The sequence below is a fragment of the Microbacterium sp. K2 genome (genome assembly GCF_051365005.1).
In the GTDB taxonomy this organism is placed as follows: domain Bacteria; phylum Actinomycetota; class Actinomycetes; order Actinomycetales; family Microbacteriaceae; genus Microbacterium; species Microbacterium foliorum_B.
Genome location: NZ_JBLWII010000005.1, coordinates 101530 through 119927, shown reverse-complemented (window position 1 = coordinate 119927; position 18398 = coordinate 101530). Strand labels below are relative to the sequence as shown.

At 68.3% G+C, this 18398-nt stretch carries 20 protein-coding genes; 6 read left to right on the top strand and 14 right to left on the bottom strand.

What is annotated here, in order from left to right:
• Positions 1-152 precede the first annotated feature (152 nt).
• The gene (locus ACLKOY_RS14705) at positions 153-1436 is read right to left on the bottom strand and encodes a hypothetical protein (RefSeq protein ID WP_436454319.1); all 1284 of its coding nucleotides are present in this window, start codon (positions 1434-1436) and stop codon (positions 153-155) included.
• Between the two features lie 55 nt (positions 1437-1491).
• A complete protein-coding gene (locus ACLKOY_RS14700; RefSeq protein ID WP_436454318.1) occupies positions 1492-2835 on the bottom strand; it encodes a cytochrome P450 in 1344 nt (447 codons plus the stop codon).
• 158 nt (positions 2836-2993) lie between these two features.
• Here ACLKOY_RS14700 and ACLKOY_RS14695 point away from each other — a divergent pair, with 158 nt between their 5' ends.
• On the top strand, positions 2994-3431 hold the full coding sequence (locus ACLKOY_RS14695; RefSeq protein WP_436454317.1) for an SRPBCC family protein: 438 nt from the start codon (positions 2994-2996) through the stop codon (positions 3429-3431).
• A 74-nt stretch (positions 3432-3505) separates the two neighbouring features.
• Here the strand turns inward: ACLKOY_RS14695 and ACLKOY_RS14690 are convergent, their stop codons facing one another.
• A complete protein-coding gene (locus ACLKOY_RS14690) occupies positions 3506-4690 on the bottom strand; it encodes an alcohol dehydrogenase catalytic domain-containing protein (RefSeq protein WP_436454316.1) in 1185 nt (394 codons plus the stop codon).
• 83 nt (positions 4691-4773) lie between these two features.
• Complete coding sequence (locus tag ACLKOY_RS14685; protein ID WP_436454379.1) at positions 4774-5877, bottom strand: fatty acid desaturase family protein; 1104 nt, start codon at positions 5875-5877, stop codon at positions 4774-4776.
• Between the two features lie 269 nt (positions 5878-6146).
• On the opposite strand from ACLKOY_RS14685, the gene ACLKOY_RS14680 reads away from it, so the two are divergent.
• The 3 genes from ACLKOY_RS14680 (at position 6147) to ACLKOY_RS14670 (ending at position 8992) form a co-directional block, all read left to right on the top strand.
• Positions 6147-7097 (top strand): manganese catalase family protein, encoded by a 951-nt coding sequence (locus ACLKOY_RS14680; protein ID WP_436454315.1) that lies wholly within the window; start codon positions 6147-6149, stop codon positions 7095-7097.
• A gap of 127 nt (positions 7098-7224) precedes the next feature.
• Entirely contained in the window at positions 7225-7569 is a 345-nt protein-coding gene (locus tag ACLKOY_RS14675) for a DUF7882 family protein (RefSeq protein ID WP_042540154.1), read from the top strand.
• A 19-nt stretch (positions 7570-7588) separates the two neighbouring features.
• The gene (locus ACLKOY_RS14670; RefSeq protein WP_436454314.1) at positions 7589-8992 is read left to right on the top strand and encodes a threonine/serine ThrE exporter family protein; all 1404 of its coding nucleotides are present in this window, start codon (positions 7589-7591) and stop codon (positions 8990-8992) included.
• A 25-nt stretch (positions 8993-9017) separates the two neighbouring features.
• Here ACLKOY_RS14670 and ACLKOY_RS14665 read toward each other — a convergent pair whose 3' ends face one another.
• The 6 genes from ACLKOY_RS14665 to ACLKOY_RS14640 all read right to left on the bottom strand — a co-directional run bounded on the left by ACLKOY_RS14665 (position 9018) and on the right by ACLKOY_RS14640 (position 14293).
• On the bottom strand, positions 9018-10106 hold the full coding sequence (locus tag ACLKOY_RS14665) for an alkene reductase (protein ID WP_436454313.1): 1089 nt from the start codon (positions 10104-10106) through the stop codon (positions 9018-9020).
• A 63-nt stretch (positions 10107-10169) separates the two neighbouring features.
• Positions 10170-10805, bottom strand: coding sequence for a DUF1684 domain-containing protein (locus tag ACLKOY_RS14660; protein ID WP_436454312.1), 636 nt, complete (start codon positions 10803-10805; stop codon positions 10170-10172).
• A 66-nt stretch (positions 10806-10871) separates the two neighbouring features.
• Entirely contained in the window at positions 10872-11447 is a 576-nt protein-coding gene (locus ACLKOY_RS14655; RefSeq protein WP_436454311.1) for an NADPH-dependent FMN reductase, read from the bottom strand.
• Positions 11448-11540: 93 nt separating this feature from the next.
• A complete protein-coding gene (locus ACLKOY_RS14650) occupies positions 11541-12044 on the bottom strand; it encodes a MarR family winged helix-turn-helix transcriptional regulator (RefSeq protein WP_436454310.1) in 504 nt (167 codons plus the stop codon).
• A 73-nt stretch (positions 12045-12117) separates the two neighbouring features.
• Positions 12118-12573 carry a MarR family winged helix-turn-helix transcriptional regulator gene (locus tag ACLKOY_RS14645; RefSeq protein ID WP_436454309.1) on the bottom strand — a complete coding sequence of 152 codons (456 nt, stop codon included), beginning with the start codon at positions 12571-12573 and terminating at the stop codon, positions 12118-12120.
• 1 nt (position 12574) lies between these two features.
• A complete protein-coding gene (locus tag ACLKOY_RS14640) occupies positions 12575-14293 on the bottom strand; it encodes a DHA2 family efflux MFS transporter permease subunit (protein ID WP_436454308.1) in 1719 nt (572 codons plus the stop codon).
• A gap of 146 nt (positions 14294-14439) precedes the next feature.
• On the opposite strand from ACLKOY_RS14640, the gene ACLKOY_RS14635 reads away from it, so the two are divergent.
• Positions 14440-15378 carry a DUF1214 domain-containing protein gene (locus ACLKOY_RS14635; protein WP_436454307.1) on the top strand — a complete coding sequence of 313 codons (939 nt, stop codon included), beginning with the start codon at positions 14440-14442 and terminating at the stop codon, positions 15376-15378.
• 40 nt (positions 15379-15418) lie between these two features.
• Here ACLKOY_RS14635 and ACLKOY_RS14630 read toward each other — a convergent pair whose 3' ends face one another.
• The 4 genes from ACLKOY_RS14630 to ACLKOY_RS14615 all read right to left on the bottom strand — a co-directional run bounded on the left by ACLKOY_RS14630 (position 15419) and on the right by ACLKOY_RS14615 (position 17616).
• Positions 15419-15775, bottom strand: coding sequence for a hypothetical protein (locus ACLKOY_RS14630; protein ID WP_140038037.1), 357 nt, complete (start codon positions 15773-15775; stop codon positions 15419-15421).
• Positions 15776-15865: 90 nt separating this feature from the next.
• Positions 15866-16678, bottom strand: a complete 813-nt coding sequence (locus ACLKOY_RS14625; RefSeq protein ID WP_436454306.1) for a DUF1206 domain-containing protein — start codon at positions 16676-16678, stop codon at positions 15866-15868.
• On the bottom strand, positions 16675-17349 hold the full coding sequence (locus ACLKOY_RS14620; protein WP_436454305.1) for a phosphatase PAP2 family protein: 675 nt from the start codon (positions 17347-17349) through the stop codon (positions 16675-16677). Before ACLKOY_RS14620 ends, ACLKOY_RS14625 begins: the two co-directional genes overlap by 4 nt.
• Positions 17350-17355: 6 nt before the next feature.
• Positions 17356-17616, bottom strand: coding sequence for a DUF6458 family protein (locus tag ACLKOY_RS14615; protein WP_140038040.1), 261 nt, complete (start codon positions 17614-17616; stop codon positions 17356-17358).
• A 116-nt stretch (positions 17617-17732) separates the two neighbouring features.
• On the opposite strand from ACLKOY_RS14615, the gene ACLKOY_RS14610 reads away from it, so the two are divergent.
• Positions 17733-18395, top strand: a complete 663-nt coding sequence (locus ACLKOY_RS14610; protein ID WP_363574389.1) for an ArsR family transcriptional regulator — start codon at positions 17733-17735, stop codon at positions 18393-18395.
• Positions 18396-18398 lie beyond the last annotated feature (3 nt).

The window sequence follows — 18398 nt, the reverse complement described above, 5'->3', positions numbered from 1 at the left end:
AGGGCTCCCAGACGCTCAGCGTCCGGCTGGCGTCGACCGGTGGGTCCGCCGCCGACCGGTGCGGGCAGACCACGCTCACCGAGATCGATTCGGCTCGGACCTGGCTCAGCTCTCGCGACGACCTCGACGTGTCCTACGACGAGGGCGAGAGCTCATGCGTCGCCGAGCCGGGGTCGTACCGCATCCTGCTGACCTTCCTGCTTCCCGACGACGCCGACGGCCCCTTCCTGCTCGACATCGAGGGGAGCGACAACGACCTCGCCCGGTTCCGCATCGACCCCTGAGGGGCGGGTGTCGAGGCCGGAGCGCGGGCGACCGATGACGCCGTCGTACGCCGTCGCGACGATAGCCACCCTCAGCGGCTCGGCCACTGCCGCGATCGCGACGGTGATGAGCGGGAAGACCCCGGCCCAGAACCACCGTTCATGGCCGCCGACGAGCAGCAGCACCCCGCGGGTTCCCGCCTGCTCTGCGAGTGCCCACGCCGCGTAGGCCAGGGCGTACGCGCCGAAGAGCAGCGGCCCGCCCCGCCAGATCACCGTGACGGCCGCCCAGAGACCCTCGAGTCGCATCACGAGCGTGCGCGCGACACTCATCACGGCGCCTCGGGCCGCTCCCCCACCGAAGCGCGAGAACGCCGGCGTCGAGTCGAAGGTCGTGCCGTAGATCACGCCGGCGACCGTGATCCAGGCGGCGGGGACGATGAGCGCGGCGACGAGGATGCCGACGAGCCAGGTCGTTCCCTCCCAGACCGCGGCGATGGGCTCGAGGTTCACGGCGAACCAGTCGCCGAAGCCCCGCAGCCAGCCGACCGCCTGGCGATCGGCGAACCAGTCGAGCACGCTCGTCCACCAGCGCGCGACGAGCGTGAAGAGCATGAAGGTCCACAGCACCTCGGCATAGGTGGCGAGGATGATGGTCCAGCGCGGCAACCGGGCGGCGAAGCGGGTGAGGAGCACACGAGCGGCGAGGGCGATCACGAGCACCGTCACGGGCAGCACGCCGATCGAGATCACTCCACCGCGGTCGCCGATCTGCGTGGCATCGTTCCCGGATTCGGACAGCGCGACGGCGAATGCGATCTGGAAGAACTCGATCTGGTCGGCGTCGAGCAGACCCCACGCGGTGTAGAACGCGAAGAACGGCAGGATCGCCGCGAGGGTGGCCGAGCCGAACTCGCGGATGCCCCCGGCATCCTCCCTCCGGCTGTGCGGCAGCGATGGCCGCACCGTGAGATACATCGCGACGTACGAGACGAGGCGAGCGGCGACCGCCAGCGGCAGCAGCAGCAAGCCCCCGAGCGTGGTGTGCCCGCCGACGAATCCGGCGAACTCGATGAGCACGCGGTGCAGAGCCTCGCCCCCGAGATACCAGGCCATGAGCGCAGGCCAGTGCCGCGCGATGATGCGCCCGAACGTGCGGAGGGCCTGTGACATGTGCCCTACCGTATCGGTCTGCACTCCGAGCCGACCCCCGACCCGGCGCCGTCTACTACCGGTGGAAGGGGCACCCACCCGACGCGGGTGCCGACGCCGACCGCACCTTGCCACCGGAGCGGGGCTTGGTGGGGAGCCGACGCCGGTTGACGTCGAGGCCCTCGTCGAGGATTCGCAGATCGGGATCGCTGAGCACCGTGATCGCTGCGGCGAGGCCCGCGATCGCGAGCTTCTCGCCGGGGCACCGATGACCGGTCGCGACGTCTGCTCCGCCATGCGGGATGAACGCGGCGAGCGCCTCGTAGTCTGCGCCGACATCGCGGAAGCGCTCCGGGTCGAACCGCTCGGGACGCGCCCAGAAGCGCTCGTCGGTGTCGGTGCCGAGGATGTCGAGCACGACGCGTCCGCCGGCATCCACCTTCTGCCCGTCGAGCTCGACGTCGGCGATCGCCCACCCGGGGAGCATCGGCACGAACGGGGACGTCCGTCGGATCTCCTGAGCGAACATGATCGACAGCGGTCCGCCGACGAGTGATCCCCGTTCGACGGCCTCGGCGGCGATGCGCTCACGCCACTCCGGGTGCTCGGTGAGCGCCTTCGCGGCGAACGCGACGAAGCGCGCGACCGCGATCATCGGGCGGGTGCTGTTCTGCAGCTCGACGCCCGCGACGCGGGCGGGCAGCAGCTCGCCCTCCTGATCGCGGTGGTGGGCCCACTGCTCGAGTGCGGTGCCCGGTTCGGCGCTGAGCGCTCCGTGCCGCACAGCTTCGATGAGCCGCGCGGAGTGCCGGTCCGACCACCACCGGTTCGCCAGAGCGGCCACGTACTCCGGCGAGTACGGCGACCCGGATCCGTCGACGATCTGCGCGAGACGCGCTGCCCACCGCGTCTTGGCTGCGGGTGTGCCCGGCACACCCGCCCACCCCATGATCGCGCGGCCCAGCGCGCCGACGGCCGCGTCGTAGGCGCTGCGTGTGCCGCCGTCGAGCCACGCCTGTCGCTCGTTCTGCCACTCGCGCTCGAGCCACGGCGTCAGCCGCTCGACCTGCTCGTCGTCGTAGGCGACGTCGATGAATGTGGCCTTGCGGTGCTTGTGCGCGTCGCCATCGAGGCTGTGCACGGAACCGTGACCGAACAGGCTCTCCTGCACGAGGGCCGGCATGGCCCCGGAGCGCGCGATGCGGGTCTCGTCGTAGAACAGCTCGACGCCCTCGACGCCGCGCACGAACACGGTGTCGTCACCCAGCAGACGCATCGGCGCCGATCTGGCTCCCGGTCGCACCCGGCGCCAGATCCGTGGGCCGAAGCCGTAACCGCGGGTGAGCAGGGTGGGTGCGTCGTCGTGCGCCAGAGCGCCGAGTCTGCGTGCGGCGCGGACGGGAAGATCGATGAGTGCCATGACCCGACGTTCGCAGAGACCCTCGCGCTGTTCCAGGGGGAGGCGCCGATGCGGGGTCTGTGCTACGGCCGATCGGCGCCGTACCCGGCCCGTCAACCCCCTCGGTGGATCGCCGCGGAGGGAGGAGCATGAAGGCAACCGCCACAGAAGGAGCCGACATGGCCAAGAACGTGCGCACGATGGACTGCCGCCCCGATGACGTGTTCCGGGTGCTGGCCGACGCCTGGCTCTACCCGGCGTGGGTCGTCGGCGCCTCGCGCATGCGCGACGTCGATGACACGTGGCCGCAGCCGGGCGCCGAGCTGCACCACTCGGTGGGTGTCTGGCCCGCTCTGCTCGACGACACCACGGTGGTGGAGGAGTGGGATCCGCCGCACCGTATGGTGATGCGTGCGAAGGGCTGGCCGATCGGCGAGGCCCGCGTCACGCTGCGTGTGCGTTCGCACGGCGACGGCTCGATCGTGCGGATCGACGAGGAGCCGGTGAAGGGCCCGGCGACTCTGCTGCCCGGTGTCATCACCGCTCCCCTGCTGCGCTGGCGCAACTCCGAGACGCTGCACCGCCTGGGCTACCTCGCCGAGGGAAAGGCCGGCTGAGTCCGGAGCCTGAGCGGGGCTGACAGACACGTGAGCCGGCTGCGCAGTACGGGCTGCACAGCCGGCGGTCACCGTCAGACGCGCGAGGGCTGGAGCACGACCTTGATGCAGCCGTCGTCCTTGCGCTGGAAGGTCTCGTAGAGCCCCGGGGCGTCTTCGAGCGGTGCGGTGTGGGTCGTCAGATCCATCACACCCAGCGGGTCGCTGAGGTCTTCGACCAGCGGCATCAGGTCGTCGATCCAGCGCTTGACGTTGCACTGACCCATGCGGATGCTGATCTGCTTGTCGAACAGCGTCTTCATGGGCATGATGTCGGCATCACCCGCATAGACGCCGCTGAGAGACACCGTGCCGCCGCGGCGCACGACGTCGATCGACGCATACAGAGCGGCGAGGCGATCGATGCCGGCCTTGTCGAAGACCTGCCTGGCGGCGGGGTCGGGCAGCAGGCCGACGGCGCGCTGCACGAGCTTGATCCCGGGGTTGCCATGAGCCTCCATGCCGACCGCGTCGACGACGGCATCCGCCCCTCGTCCGTCCGTGAGGTCTCGCAGCTCTGCGACGACGTCGTCTGTCAGGTCGAAGACCTCAGCCCCGTGTCGGGCGGCCATCTCGCGTCGCTCGGCGACGGGATCCACCGCGAGCACGCGATAACCGCGGTGCGCGCCGACGCGGGCGACGAACTGGCCGACCGGGCCGAGCCCCATGACGGCGAGCGTTCCGCCGTCGGGCACGTTCGCGTACTCGACGCCCTGCCAGGCGGTCGGCAGGATGTCGCTGAGGAAGAGGTACCGCTCGTCAGGGAGGTCGGAGGCGACCTTGATGTGGTTGTAGTCGGCCAGCGGAACCCGAAGGTATTCGGCCTGACCGCCGGGCACCTGCCCGTAGAGCTTCGTGTAGCCGAACAGCGAGGCGCCGCTGCCGTACTCCTTCACCTGCGTCGTCTCGCACTGGGACTGCAGGCCCCGCAGACAGAAGAAGCAGTGGCCGCACGAGATGTTGAACGGCACGACGACGCGATCGCCGACAGCCAGATCACGCACGGCGCCGCCCACCTCGACGACGACGCCCATCGGCTCGTGACCGAGGATGTCGCCCTTGTCGAGGAACGGGCCGAGCAGTTCGTACAGGTGCAGATCAGATCCGCAGATCGCCGAAGAGGTGATCCGGATGATCGCATCCGTCGCGTGCTCGATGACCGGATCGGGCACCTCCTCGACCGTCACGTTGCGGGTGCCTTGCCAGGTGAGTGCCTTCATGATGCGTCCTCCTCATCGGATGCGGACTGCCACCCTCCGTCGTGCGGAGGCGATGCGACAGAGGGTTGACAGCGCGGCGTTCGTCAGCGAGATGACGCGATCAGATGGTCGCGCTGGTCGGCGAGCGGGCAGGAGAACACGTCGCGCTCCCCGAGTCCGACCTTGTTGATGTAGCGCACGACGATCGAGTACGACGTGAACAGCCCGACCTGGGTGTACTTCACGTCGTGGGCCGCGCAGTAGGCGGCGACGAGCGGCGCTGCCCGGCGCAGGTGCGGCCGGGGCATCGACGGGAACAGATGATGCTCGACCTGGTAGTTCAGGCCGCCCATCACGACGTCGATCACGCGACTCCCCCGCACATTGCGGCTCATCAGCACCTGACGGCGGAGGAAGTCCAGGTTCAGGTCCTTCGGAACCACCGGCATGCCCTTGTGGTTCGGTGCGAAGGCGATCCCCATGTAGAACCCGAACAGGCCCAGCTGCACTGCGAGGAACACGAACGCGATGCCGGGCGACAGCACGATGAACACCAGCGTGACGAATCCGATCATCCGGATGCTGAGGAAGACGATCTCGGCCCATCGCCGTTCGAGTCGACCCCGCGTGACCACTCGTCGCACGCTGGATGCGTGCAGCGACAGACCTTCGAGGAGCAGGATCGGGAAGAACAGCAGCCCCTGGTGCGCCTGCAGCCAGGTGACCGCCGCGCTGTGCCGCCGTGCGGCCGTCTCGGGCGTGAGGGCGATGACCGGCAGCTCGATGTCGGGGTCGGCCCCGAGCTTGTTCGGGTTCGCATGATGGCGCGTGTGCTTGTGCTGCCACCAGCCGTAGCTCATGCCCACGAGCAGATCGCCCAGCACGATGCTGGTCCAGTCGTTCCACCGCCCAGACACGAAGATCTGCCGATGCGCCGCGTCATGGCCGAGGAACGCGATCTGCGTGAAGACGATCGCGAGCGCGGCGGCGGTGAACAGCTGCCACCAGGTGTCGCCGATCCAGACGAAGGCCGCGAGGCTGACCGCGACGACCAGCGGGGCGGCGATGAGCTTGGTCCAGTAGTAGCCGTACCGACGGCGCAGCAGTCCACGTTCGCGGATCTGCTGCGCCAGCTCGGTGAAGGTGCTCGATCCGCCGCGCGCGGTGTCGCGTGGACGAGTGCGGATGGTCTGACCGGTGGCGTCCATGACGACCTCTTCTCCGAAGTCATCCGCTGTCGACACGAACAGCTCCGCTACGGCCCACCGTCACGTCCTGTGGGCTCTGCTGCTGACGGTACGCCGGTCGCGTCCGCGCACCGCGGGCCTTGACAATTCCGCGGTGCAGGTGTCGGACCGGTCGCGACCTGTCGACCCGCATGGTACGTCCATCGCGTCGCCACGTCGAGGGAGGGGGCGATCCGTCCCCGGAGGCGCACAGTGGCCCGACACCCCAGCGACGACCGACGGAGGCCGACATGTATTTCCACGTTCAGGAGTTCATCAACGAGATCGCTCAGGACGAGCCGGATCCCGCCGCCGCGAACGCCCTGCAGGAGGGCCTCGGCGGACAGTTCGGCGAGATGCGCACGATGATGCAGTACCTCTTCCAGAGCATCAACTTCAGAGGGCCAGACGGCAAGCCGTACAAGGACCTGATCCAGGGCATCGGCACCGAGGAGATCAGCCACGTCGAACTGATCGGCACGACGATCTCGCGCCTGCTCGACGGATCGCCGCAGTACCAGGGAAAACCGACCGATCCGGTCGACAAGCCCGGCGCGGGCGGCGCGACGCCACTGAACATCGCACTCGACACGAGCAACATCCACCACTACCTGGTCGGAGCTCAGGGCGCTCTTCCCGTCGATGCTGTCGGCAACCCGTGGTCGGGAAGCTACGTCTACAACTCGGGCAACCTCGTGCTCGATCTGCTCTACAACCTGATGCTCGAGTCGACGGGCCGCCTGCAGAAGTGCCGGCTGTACGAGATGACCGACAACAAGACCGCCCGCAGCACGATCTCGTACCTGATCGTCCGCGACCAGGCGCATGAGAACGCGTATGCGAAAGCACTCGAGACTCTCGGCGTGAACTGGCGCACGTCGCTGCCCATTCCCCAGACCAACGCCGAGCAGTTCCCCGAGGTAAAGAAGCTGCTCGACCTCGGCTTGCAGAGCAAGAACTACTCGTTCGATCTGACCGCGCAGTCCGAAGCGGGCAAGATCTTCCAGGGCGCCTCGCCGTCGAACGACGGAACCACCCTGGATGCCAGCGAGCAGGCGCCCGTCGGCGTGCCGATGACGATCTCTCCCGAGCGGCTCGAGGAGTTCTCGCCGGGTGCCGACAAGGAGCTACGGGCGCTGATCGAGGCGACCGCCGCGATGGAGATGGCGGACATCGACGCCACCTTCGGCCGCATGTCCTGAACGACGCAGTGATGGGTCGGCGGACGCACAGCCGCCGGCCCACGATATATGGGATGCTGGTATCGCCCCGGTGATCATCCGATCGCGTCTGATGACATTTGTTCCGTGGCGCAGTGAGGAGATCATCATGGGAAAGCTCGTCTATGAAGGCAGCGTCAAGGCCGATATCGAAGACCGCGCGCTCACTCACCTGCAGCTCGTGATCACAGCCAAGCTGCGTCGAGGAGAGCCCTTCAGCTTCACCTGGCGTGAGGACATGAGCGTCGGTGGCGGCCGCACGACCGTCTGGGTGCATGCCGGCAGCTCGCTCGTCTTCAAGTACAGCGGAAGCCGTCAACCCTCGATCAACCGCGCCTGGATCGAAGCCCTCGCGTTCACGGCCAGTGCGCCGAGCGGTCTGTACCTCGTGCCCGAGCCCGCAGAGGGCAGCGCACCGCCGGCTGAGCGTCTCGACGTTCCCGCGCACGCCTGACCAAGGGGAGAATGGGGAGGTGTCCCCGAACCCCCCGCGGCGACTGCTCGCCTCCGTGCAGCGCATCCTGCATACAGATCCCTCCGCCGTCGCCCACACCGAGGCGATGCCCGTCATCGACGAACGCATGGTGCCGAGGGTCCTCGATCTCGCCACCCGCATCGGCGAGTCGATGTTCGGTGTCGGTGCCTCCGCTCACGAGGTGACGCTGGCGATCACCCGCGTCTGCGCCGCCTACGGCATGCGAGACGTGCAGGTCGATGTGACCTACAACTCGATCACGGTCTCGTTCCACCTCAGCGGTGAGGTCTGGCCCGAGACGCTCGTGCGCGTCGTCCGCGTCGCAGCACCCGATCACGCCAAGCTGCAGCGCGTGCAGGCCCTCGTCGCCGACATCGACGACGGCCTCGACCTCGAATCGGCCCGCACCGCCTTCCGAGTGCTGCGCCGCGTGCCGTTCCGCTACCAGCAGCCGGTCGTCATCGTGGCCAGGGCACTGCTGGCGGTCGGCGTCAGCATCATGCTCGGCGCCTCGGCGCTCATCGTCGGGCTCACCTTCATCGCGGCGCTGTGCGCGGCGCTGACCCAGGCGGGACTCGCTCGCGCCAGGGTCCCCCTGTTCTTCAGCCAGATCGCCGGAGGCTTCGTCACCACGGTGGTGGCGGTCGCCGTCTCGGCACTGGGGTCTGCGGGCATCGAGCCGTTCGTCGGCATCCGTCCCTCGATCATCGTGGCCTCGGGAATCGTGCTCATGCTCGCGGGCCTCACCGTCGTCGGGGCCGCGCAGGATGCGATCGACGGGTTCGCGCTCACCGCGGGCGGACGCATCCTCGACCTGACGATGCAGACGCTCGGCGTCGTGATCGGCATCCTCGTCGGACTCGAACTCGGCAGCGTGCTCGGCTTCACGATGGGCCTGCCAGACGACCCCGCCCCGTTCGGTCCGCTGCTGAATCAGTTCCTGGGCGCGATCATCATCGCGATCGCCGTCGCCGTCTTCAACGGCGCCGGCATCCGCATCATCCTCGTGAGCGCGCTGCTCAGCGCTGTGACGATCGCCGGATACGCCGCCATGGTCGGCCTGAACCTGCATCCCGCAGCGGCGAGCGCGATCGGCGCACTGCTGGCCAGCTTCATCGGGATGCTGATCGCCGTGAAGCTGCACGTGCCGTCCGTCGCTGTGACGACGGCGGCCATCGTGCCGCTCGTGCCCGGTGTCGCGGTGTTCCAGGGGCTGCTCGAGATGATCCACTCGGCAGGGTCGGCATCGGGTGTCGTGGGCATCGGAGGTTCTCTGGTCGACGCCGTGGTCATCGGCATCGCGCTCGCCTCCGGCGCATCGCTCGGGCTGTACCTGGGCACACCGGTGCGCGCCACCCTCAGCAGCGTCGCGAAGACGCGGGCGCGGGTCGTGCGACGCTGAGCCGCGCCGACCCGCACGCCCGCGATCAGGCGTCGGCGCGCACGGACTCCAGCGACGGATAGTCGGTGTAGCCCTCGGCGGTGCGGCCGTAGAACAGCGCGGGCCGGGGCTCGTTGAGCTCAGCATCCTGGCGCCAGCGCTCGACCAGGTCGGGGTTCGCGATCACCGGGCGGCCGGCGGCCACGGCATCCGCCCATCCCTCTGAGACGAGCATCTCGGCCTCGTCGCGGGTCGTGGGCGAGCCGAAGCCGGAGTTGACGATGAGGGGTGCTCCGGCGGTGCGGCGGATGCGCTGCACCAGCTCGCTCGTCGGCACGGCACTGAGCACGTCGACGAAGGCGAGGCCGAGCGGGGCGAGGCCCTCGGCGACGGCGAGGTAGGTGGTGAGTGCATCGTCGTCATCTTCTTCGAGGACGCCCTGGATGTTGTGCTGGGGCGACAGACGGATGCCGGTGCGGTCGGCGCCGACGGCCTCCGCGACCGCGCGGGTGACCTCGATCGCGAAGCGGGCGCGGTTCTCGGGCGATCCGCCGTACTGGTCGTCGCGGATGTTCGACACCGGCGACAGGAACTCCTGCACGAGGTAGCCGTTCGCGCCGTGCACCTCGACTCCGTCGAAACCTGCGTCGATCGCGTTGCGCGCGGCCTGCGCGAACTGCTCGACGACCCCGGGGATCTCCTCGAGGGTGAGGGCGTGGGCCACCGGCATGTCGACCTTGCCGACCGGGGTGTGGGTCTGGCCGGGAGCGGCGAGCGCGCTCGGAGCCACGACGCGCGGCTCACCCGAGATCGCGGGGTGCGAGACTCGTCCGCCGTGCATCAGCTGCATGACGATGGTGCCGCCCGCCTCGTGCACAGCGTCGGCGATGCGGCTCCAGCCGGCGATCTGCTCGGGGGTGACGATTCCGGGCTGACCCGAGTAGGACTTGCCCTCGGCCGCCGGCCATGTTCCCTCCGAGATGATGAGGCCCTGACCGGCGCGCTGGCGGTAGTACTCGACCATGGTCTCGGTGGGCACTCCTTCATCGTCCGCACGCGTGCGGGTGAGGGGCGCCATGACGACGCGGTTGGACAGCTGGAGGGCGCCGAAGACGGCCGGTTCGAAAAGAGTCACGCTCAGGAACAAGACCCGTGACGGGCGCGGTATTCCCTCGCCTGCAACTTGCAGGCCGGATGCTCAGTCGGCCGCGCTGCCGTACATCTCGCCCACCGGAACCGCCACCGGCAGCACGTTGCCCGGCTGCGCGAGCGGGCACGCCCACTCCGGGTCGTATGCGCACGACGGGTTGTAGGCGAAGTTGAAGTCGAGCACGATCGTGCCGCGGTCGGCATCGGACCCGAGGTCCGCACCCTTGATCGTGTCGATCAGGTAGCGGCCTCCCCCGTACGTGCCGCCAGGCCGACCCGCGAGCGCGTCACGCACCGGGATGAAGATGCCGCCGCCGTAGGTCGTCAGCCGCCAGACATCGAGCGAACCGGTGTCGGGGATCTCGACCCTGCCGATGCGCTCGAACGGCACGACGCCGTCGGTGCCGGTCGCGAAGTCGAAACCGCCGGGTTCTGCGGGCAGGATGGGCAGCTCGAAGCGCCACTGCGGGTCGTGCGAGGCGATCGGCAGTCCCTCGAAGAGCGGTCGATCGTCGGCCAGCAGCGGGGTCGCCGGATGGTGCAGCATGAGGTCGTCGCGTTCGATCCTCCACAGCTCGTGCGCCTCTTCGGCGGAGTCCGCCCGACGTACGGCGTCGTACAGGGCGAAGACCCGACGCCTCCAGTCGACGACCTCGGCGGCGGTGCGGGCTTTCGTGAGCGTCATGTGCTTCAGGCTACGCGCCCCATGGGCGGGATGCGCCGCGAGCTCGAGGTCGAGGCGCGACCTGATTCACACGTCCGTGTCGCGCGGCAGCACGGTGAGCACGCGCTCGATGTGGTCGCGGAACTCGACCAGGTAGTCGCGAAGGAACTTCGCCGTGCCCTCGTTCGTGACCGTGCCGTCGTCGGAGAACGTCTCGGGAGAGAACTGGATGTAGGCCTCGGGGGCGGTCATCTGACGCGCGTTGCAGAAGCTGAGCACGCCGCGCAGACTCTGCTGGGCGACGGCCGTGCCGATCGCGCCGACCGATGCCCCGATGACGGCGGCCGGGATGTGGTCGAACGAGTTCTGGCCCCACGGCCGCGAGGCCCAGTCGATCGCGTTCTTGAGTCCCCCGGGGATCGATCGGTTGTACTCGGGGGTGACGAAGAGCACGGCATCCGCCGAGGCGATCGACTCCTTGAGATCCACCGCCACCGCGGGATAGTCGGCGTCGTAGTCCTGGCTGTAGAGCGGGAGGTCTCTGATCGGGATCTCGAAGAACTCGAGATCAGACGGAGCGAGCTTGATCAGCGCCGTCGCGAGGATGCGGTTGATCGAGGTGGACGAGAGGCTTCCGACGAAGTATCCGACCCTGTACGCCATGACTGTCCCTCATTTCTGTAGCGGTGGGATCAGTCTCGTCCTGGCTCGTCGCCGAGTCCAGCCCTTGCGCGACGAGAACGCCGCCGACCTCGGTCAGTCACCGAACGCGGCGAGCAGCTCGGCGAAGTGGTCGAGGTCCTCGGACGACCAGCGGCGCAGCCGCTCGCCGAGTCGCTCCTCATAGCGAGAGCGGGCCAGGGCGACGCGCTCCTGCGCGAGCTCGGTCGCGACGAGCACCCGCGCCCGGCGATCGTCAGGGTCGGGCACGCTCTCGACCAGCCCGAGCTGCTCGAGCTGGCGCACGTGCCGACTGACGGCCGACTTGTCGGTCTGCAGGCGCTCGATGATCGCCCCGGCCGACGTGGCCTTGCCGGTCGCGATCGACGTCAGCACCTGGTACCCGAGGGGCTGCAGGTCGGGATGCACGGTCTGCGCCGCTTCACGCCAGCTCACCCGGATGCGGGCGAAGAGCCTTCCCAGCTCGTGCTCGACCCTCGAGATCGCCTGGTCGAGCTCGGCCGGCGCGAGGGGCTCGGCGCCTTCGATGTCAGCGGCGGGCGCGCCCTCGCGGGCGGGTTCGTCGGGCGAGGCACTCATGGTCGTCAGCTTACGGCGAAGCCCCGCCGTCTCAGAGACGGCGGGGCTTCGATCGAGGTGGATGTCGTGTCTGTCAAACCTCGGCCAACAGGCGGAAGACCTTGGATGCCGCCCGGATCTCGTCCTGCGTGAGCTCGGCCACGACCGTGCGCAGACGTGAGGCGTGATCTCTGCGCAGCTCGGCGAGCACGGCACAGGCGGTCGGTGTGGGAGTGAGCACGCGCAACCGGCCGTCTCGCTCGTCCGGCCGCGACTCGATCAGACCCAGTTCCTCGAGCATCCGCACCTGCCGGCTGATGACCGACTTGTCCATCTCGAAGCGCTCGGCCAGCTCGTGCGCGTTCGCCGACTCGGCCCGTTCGATGAAGGTCAGCAGCTTGTAGCCGCCCACCTGCAGCTCGGGATCGATTCGCGCCGCCGACTCCTTCCAGAGCGTCCTGGTCCTCGCGAAGATCAGGTTCAGATGCGTCTGCAGGTCGCCGAGCGCCGTGTCGACATCGGCGGGCTCGACCGCCACGGGGGTGGTCATGTCAGCGCCTCGACTCCTGGTCGTCTCGCTCGAGCACGGTCACCGATCCGGTGGATGGTGAGGCGGAGTCGGCGCCGGAGAGCCGGATCGCTCCGGTCGACATCGTGGCACCGACCTCTGCCTCGGAGACCTCGAGCACCGACTCCTCGGCCTGCTCGCGCAGCTGCTCGGCGGCGTTCTTGGTCGACAGCGGCTTGTTCTTGATGAACGCGATCGCGATGATCGCGATCATCGCGAGCGGGATGGCGATGATGAAGGCGTCGGCGATGCCGTGGCCGTAGGCGCCCTCGACGATCGAGCGGATCGTGTCGGGGAGCTGCGTGACCTTGGGCACGTCGCCCGAAGCGAGGTGCTTCAGTGCGTCGACCTCTTCGGGCGTCGTCGGCGCGAATCCGTCGAGCGCATCGGTGATGTAGTTCGCGACGCTCGTCGAGAGGGTCGCACCCATGACCGTCACGCCGATGGTGCCGGCGATCGTGCGGAAGAAGTTGACGTTCGATGAGGCCGCGCCCAGCTGCTGCGGAGCCGTGTCGTTCTGCACGATGAGGGTGAGGTTCTGCATGACCATGCCGAGCCCGGCGCCGAGCACGAACATGTAAGTCGCGACCAGGGGGAACGGTGTGTCGTAGCGCAGCGTCGACATCAGGCTGACGCCCACCGTGGTGAGCACGGAGCCGGTGATCATCCAGCCCTTCCACTTGCCGAACCGGCTCACGAGCTGGCCGATGATGATCGACGCACCCATCTGGCCGATGATCATCGGGATCGTCATGAGACCGGACTCGGTCGGTGTGGCACCGCGGGCGAGCTGGAAGTACTGGGCGAGGAACACCGACGTCGCGAACATCGAGACGCCGATGGCGATGGAGGCGATGACCGACAGCGTGAACGTGCGGTTGCGGAACAGCGACATCGGCACGATCGGTTCCTTGACGAAGAACTCGACCGTGATGAAGCCGGCGATCGCGACACCGGCGATGACGGCGAGCACGATGCTGGTCGACGAGTCCCAATCGAACTCGCTGCCGCCCATCGAGACCCAGATGAGCAGGGTCGAGACGCCGACGGCGAGCAGGACGATGCCGAAGTAGTCGATCGAGACCTTGCTGTCTCGCTGCGGCTTGGGCAGGTGCAGAGTGAACTGCAGCAGCACGAGGGCCAGGATCGCGAAGGGCACGCCGACGAAGAAGTTGGAGCGCCAGCCCCACACGTCGGTGAGAAGCCCGCCGAGCAGCGGGCCGCCGATGGTGCCGAGCGCCATGATGCCGCCGACGACGCCCATGTACTTGCCACGCTCGCGCGGCGAGATGATGAGGGCCACCGCGATCATCACGAGCGACATCAGTCCGCCGACGCCGATGCCCTGGATCACGCGGACGGCGATGAGCATGTTCGTGTCGGTCGAGAAGCCGGCGATCACGGTGCCGACGGTGAAGATGATGAGGGACAGCTGCACGAGGATCTTGCGATCGACGAGGTCGGCGAGCTTGCCCCAGATGGGCGTCGAGACGGCGGTCGCCAGAAGGCTGGCCGTGATGACCCAGGTGTACTGCGACTGGGTGCCGCCGAGGTCGGCGATGATGACGGGCATCGAGGTCGAGACCACGGTTCCCGAGAGCACGGCGACGAACATGCCGACGACGAGGCCCGAGATCGCGGTGAAGACCTCGCGAGGCGAGCGCGTCGCCTCGGCTGAAGAGGTGTGAGAGATGTTGGTCACAGTGGAGTGCTCCTGTGTAGAAAGTTGATAAGAGTCAACTATACGCCTATTGGTTGCGAAAGTGCAACTGTAGACCGGGAGCAACCATTGTCGGAGCCTCGTTCTCAGGGGTGGTGCGCGACGATGCAGATGTGTGAGCATCGGGCATGGCCATCATCGTGAACTCCGACAACTTCGTCCGAGCCGAGAACGACCGCATGCTCCAGGACCTCCAGCGAGACGCGGGTGGAGTCAATCGGTTCCTGCACAACAGGGCCCCCGCCGCGATCGACCGCCAGACCGTCATCCGCCTCAACCGCGACACGCTCTACAGCTTCGCCGTCGTCGACATCTCCGCCGGCGCCCGCTTCACGATTCCCGAGCACGGCGACCGCTACCTCTCGGTGATGGTCGTCAACCAGGACCACCACATCAACCGCGTGTTCCACGACCCCGGAGAGCACACGCTGACCGTCGAGGAGTTCGGCTCCCCCTACGTCGTGCTGGCCGTGCGCATCCTCGTCGACCCTCAGGATGCTGCGGACCTCGAGGCCGTCGCCGCGCTGCAGGATCAGCTCGGCCTGAACTCGGCATCCGCGTCGCCCTTCGTGTCACCCGACTACGACCGCGCGTCCTTCGATGACACGCGCAACGCCCTGCTCGCTCTCGCCCGGCATCTCACCGGGTTCGACCGCATGTTCGGATCGATCGAGGAGACCGACCCGATCCGACACCTCATCGGCACGGCGGCCGGGTGGGGCGGCCTGCCGACCAGCGAGGCGAGGTACATCGGCGTCGACCCCGGCCTGCCTCCCGGACGATACGAGCTCACCGTCGCAGATGTTCCCGTCGACGGCTTCTGGTCCATCTCGGTGTACAACGCCGCGGGCTACTTCGAGCCCAATGACGCCGGCGCCTACACGGTCAACAGCATCACCGGCGAGCCGAATCCGGACGGCTCGATCACGGTGCGGTTCGGCGACTGGCCGGCGGGAACGGCGAACGCCATCCCGACCCCGGACGGATGGAACTACCTCGTGCGGCTCTACCGTCCGCGAGCGGAGATCGCCGACGGCAGCTGGACCTTCCCGTCCCTCCGGCCGTAGCGCGAGTCAGTCCGATCCCGCCGTTCCGGAGCAGTCGCTTTCAGTGCGGGATCGAGGCAGAGCGGTCGAGGTCGATATCCACGTCGACGTGCCAGTCGGGCTCGGAACCGCCGTCGACGGCATCCGGCGAGTCGGGATAGAGACGATGCGCCTGCAAGCGCGCCGCGTGCTCGCTGAAGTCCGGCTCGTCGTCGTCGAACTCGTGCGGTCCGACCAGCAGGTCGTTCCCGACGCCGATCACCAGATCGGCGCAGTCCTCTCGGCCGCCGACGAGGATGGGAATCTCCACTGCGTCGGCCTCCCCCTCCTTCGCGACGGCGGCCGCGAGGGTCACGAGAGAATCGGCCACGTCATCCGTGGTCACCAGCTGCTGGCCTGCATACGAGACGATCTTCATCGCTCCATCCTGGCCGAGGTCGCGGATCCGCGGTTCAGGGTTGCGCGACCCGTTGCGGTTCGATAAGCGCCCCGATCCGGATCAGCCCGCTCACATCCGGGCGTAGCGCGCGCGGGCGAAGCAGAACAGTCCGTAGAGGGCGAGACCCGCGCCGACGACCCACAGGATGACCGCACCGAACGGCAGCCCGGCCAGAGCGCGCAGTGCCGAGTCGAGACCACCTGCGGTCTCGGGGTCGTGGGTGAGCGCCGCGATGACGAAGAGCACGCCGGCGACCCCGACCGCGATGCCCTTGGCGACGTAGCCGGCCACTCCGAACGCGGTGATGCCCGAGCGCGCCTTCGCCGAAGGCACGGAGAGGTGCTCCATGAACGCGCGGGTGATTCCGCGCCCGATGAAGGCGATCCCGACCGCGGCCACCCCGAGCCCGACAAGCACGAGCAGCACGACACCGGCTGGGGCCGCCAGCAGCTTCGCGCTGAACGACTGCGACGACTGCGACGACTGCGACTGACCGCCGAGCGCATAGACCAGCGCCGTCGCGCCGATCGCCAGGTAGGCGACGGCCGTGCCCACGAACTTCGCCCGATGCGCCCACATCTTCTTCGTATCGGGATCGCGCTCGACGACGGCCTCGGCGATCTGCCAGATCGCGAGTGCGAACAGTCCGAGCACGATCAGCCAGAGCAGGAACACACCGGCCGGCGACTCCTGGATCTGCTGCAGCGCACCGCCCTGGTCGGCGTTCTCGCCGCCGCCGCCCGTGGCGATCGAGATCGCGATCCCGCCGATGAGGATGTGCAGGATGCCGAGCACGACGTAGCCGACGCGCGCGAGCACGCGGAAGGCGGTCGAGTCCTGGGCGGCCCTCGCGGTGGAGGCGGCCGAGTCGCGAGTGTTCATGGAGTCACGGTGCTTTCGATCGGTTCTTCGGAGATAACTGAGGTGCTGCGAGCCCGAGCGAGTCGGCGCGCACGCGTCGCTTGGACGCAGGCCCAGACGAACGTGGCGACGGCGACGCCCTCGAGCATTCCGGCGACGACGTCGCTGAGCCAGTGGGCGTGGAGGTAAGTGCGGCTCCACATCATGAGCGCGACCCACGCGACACCGACGACCCAAACCCACCGGCGTCGGAGCGCGAGTCCCAGGATCACCACGACCGTCGTGGCGACGGCGGTGTGCCCGGAGGGGAAGGAGGTCGCGACGCTCTCTGCGAGCGAGTCGGCGGGACGGGTGCGGCCGATCACCGCGGCCATGGTCGCTCCGATCGCGACCACAGCGACCATCGCGATCGCGAGCGTCGCCGCATCCCACCGCCGTCCGCGCCACAGGAACGCGGCGATCAGCAGCGCGCCGACCACGATCATGCCGATCGTGCCGCCCACGACCGCAGGCACCCAGGCGACGACGATCCAGGCATCGCTGGTCAGCGCCACCATCAGCTCGTTCCACCAGATGTCGACCCCGAGCGGTTCATGACCGCCGAGGGCCACGACGGCCCGCAGCACGACGAACGCGAGGGTCGCAGCGGCACCGACGACGATCGCGCCGGTGCCGCGCTGCGCCTCGGTCATCCGAAGTCAGGCGAGGGGTTCGTTGTCGCGCATGCTGCGACGGGTCACGCGGTCGCCGGTCGCCGGGTCGACGGCGGTGCGGTCGACGGTCTCGGTGCGACGGCTGCGCATCACGAGGACGAGGCTGATCAGGAAGACGACGACTCCTGCACCCATGAGGATGTAGCCGATCAGGTCGAGATCGACGTAGCCGCCGGTGTCGATGTTGAGTGCGAAGACGAGGATCGCTCCGATGACGAAGAGCGCGATTCCGCTTCCGATACCCATGTGTCCATTCCTCTCCGGGCCCGCGTTCGCGGACTCGCGACGACAACAATAGGGTCAACGCACATTGAGTCAATGGCCATGGACACACTCGTCGTGCCGTGATATGGATGGGAACGATGACCGATCTCGAACGCCGCGCCGGCATCTTCGCCGCACTCGCCGACCAGACGCGCCTGCGGATCGTCGATCTGCTCACGCTCGGAGATCTGTCGTCCTCCGAGATCGGGTCGGCTCTCGAACTCCGGTCGAACCTCATCGCGCACCATCTCGGGGTGCTGGAGTCCGCGCAGATCGTCGCGCGCACCCGCTCGGAGTTCGACCGCCGGCGCAGCTACATCGGGTTGCGCCCCGAGGTGTTCGACACGCTCGCGCCGCCCAGCGTCGCCCCGCCTCGTCGTGTGCTGTTCGTCTGCACCGCGAACTCCGCGCGGTCGCAGCTGGCCGAGGCGATCTGGCGCGACACGAGCCCGGTGGCGGTCGCTTCGGCAGGCACCAGACCGGCCGAGATGGTGAATCCCGAGGCCACCGCGGCGGCCGCTCGACACGGACTCGTCATCGACCCCGATCATCCGCCCCGTCACATCGACGAGGTGCGCGCTGACGGCGACCTCGTGATCACGGTGTGCGACGACGCGCACGAGCGGCTCCACGACAGCGACGATCTGCACTGGTCGATCCGCGATCCCGCTCGCATCGGCACCCCGGCCGCCTTCGACTCCGCCTTCGATGCGCTCGTGCAGCGCATCCGCGCCTTCTCGTCTCGCCTCGTCGCCGCCTGAGCC

What these genes read in the sequence shown, in the direction of transcription:
- ACLKOY_RS14705 (WP_436454319.1), bottom strand. Translation starts at nt 1,436, where the DNA reads ATGTCACAGGCCCTCCGCACGTTCGGGCGCATCATCGCGCGGCACTGG.
- ACLKOY_RS14700 (WP_436454318.1), bottom strand. Translation starts at nt 2,835, where the DNA reads ATGGCACTCATCGATCTTCCCGTCCGCGCCGCACGCAGACTCGGCGCT.
- ACLKOY_RS14695 (WP_436454317.1), top strand. Translation starts at nt 2,994, where the DNA reads ATGGCCAAGAACGTGCGCACGATGGACTGCCGCCCCGATGACGTGTTC.
- ACLKOY_RS14690 (WP_436454316.1), bottom strand. Translation starts at nt 4,690, where the DNA reads ATGAAGGCACTCACCTGGCAAGGCACCCGCAACGTGACGGTCGAGGAG.
- ACLKOY_RS14685 (WP_436454379.1), bottom strand. Translation starts at nt 5,877, where the DNA reads ATGGACGCCACCGGTCAGACCATCCGCACTCGTCCACGCGACACCGCG.
- ACLKOY_RS14680 (WP_436454315.1), top strand. Translation starts at nt 6,147, where the DNA reads ATGTATTTCCACGTTCAGGAGTTCATCAACGAGATCGCTCAGGACGAG.
- ACLKOY_RS14675 (WP_042540154.1), top strand. Translation starts at nt 7,225, where the DNA reads ATGGGAAAGCTCGTCTATGAAGGCAGCGTCAAGGCCGATATCGAAGAC.
- ACLKOY_RS14660 (WP_436454312.1), bottom strand. Translation starts at nt 10,805, where the DNA reads ATGACGCTCACGAAAGCCCGCACCGCCGCCGAGGTCGTCGACTGGAGG.
- ACLKOY_RS14655 (WP_436454311.1), bottom strand. Translation starts at nt 11,447, where the DNA reads ATGGCGTACAGGGTCGGATACTTCGTCGGAAGCCTCTCGTCCACCTCG.
- ACLKOY_RS14650 (WP_436454310.1), bottom strand. Translation starts at nt 12,044, where the DNA reads ATGAGTGCCTCGCCCGACGAACCCGCCCGCGAGGGCGCGCCCGCCGCT.
- ACLKOY_RS14645 (WP_436454309.1), bottom strand. Translation starts at nt 12,573, where the DNA reads ATGACCACCCCCGTGGCGGTCGAGCCCGCCGATGTCGACACGGCGCTC.
- ACLKOY_RS14635 (WP_436454307.1), top strand. Translation starts at nt 14,440, where the DNA reads ATGGCCATCATCGTGAACTCCGACAACTTCGTCCGAGCCGAGAACGAC.
- ACLKOY_RS14630 (WP_140038037.1), bottom strand. Translation starts at nt 15,775, where the DNA reads ATGAAGATCGTCTCGTATGCAGGCCAGCAGCTGGTGACCACGGATGAC.
- ACLKOY_RS14625 (WP_436454306.1), bottom strand. Translation starts at nt 16,678, where the DNA reads ATGAACACTCGCGACTCGGCCGCCTCCACCGCGAGGGCCGCCCAGGAC.
- ACLKOY_RS14620 (WP_436454305.1), bottom strand. Translation starts at nt 17,349, where the DNA reads ATGACCGAGGCGCAGCGCGGCACCGGCGCGATCGTCGTCGGTGCCGCT.
- ACLKOY_RS14615 (WP_140038040.1), bottom strand. Translation starts at nt 17,616, where the DNA reads ATGGGTATCGGAAGCGGAATCGCGCTCTTCGTCATCGGAGCGATCCTC.
- ACLKOY_RS14610 (WP_363574389.1), top strand. Translation starts at nt 17,733, where the DNA reads ATGACCGATCTCGAACGCCGCGCCGGCATCTTCGCCGCACTCGCCGAC.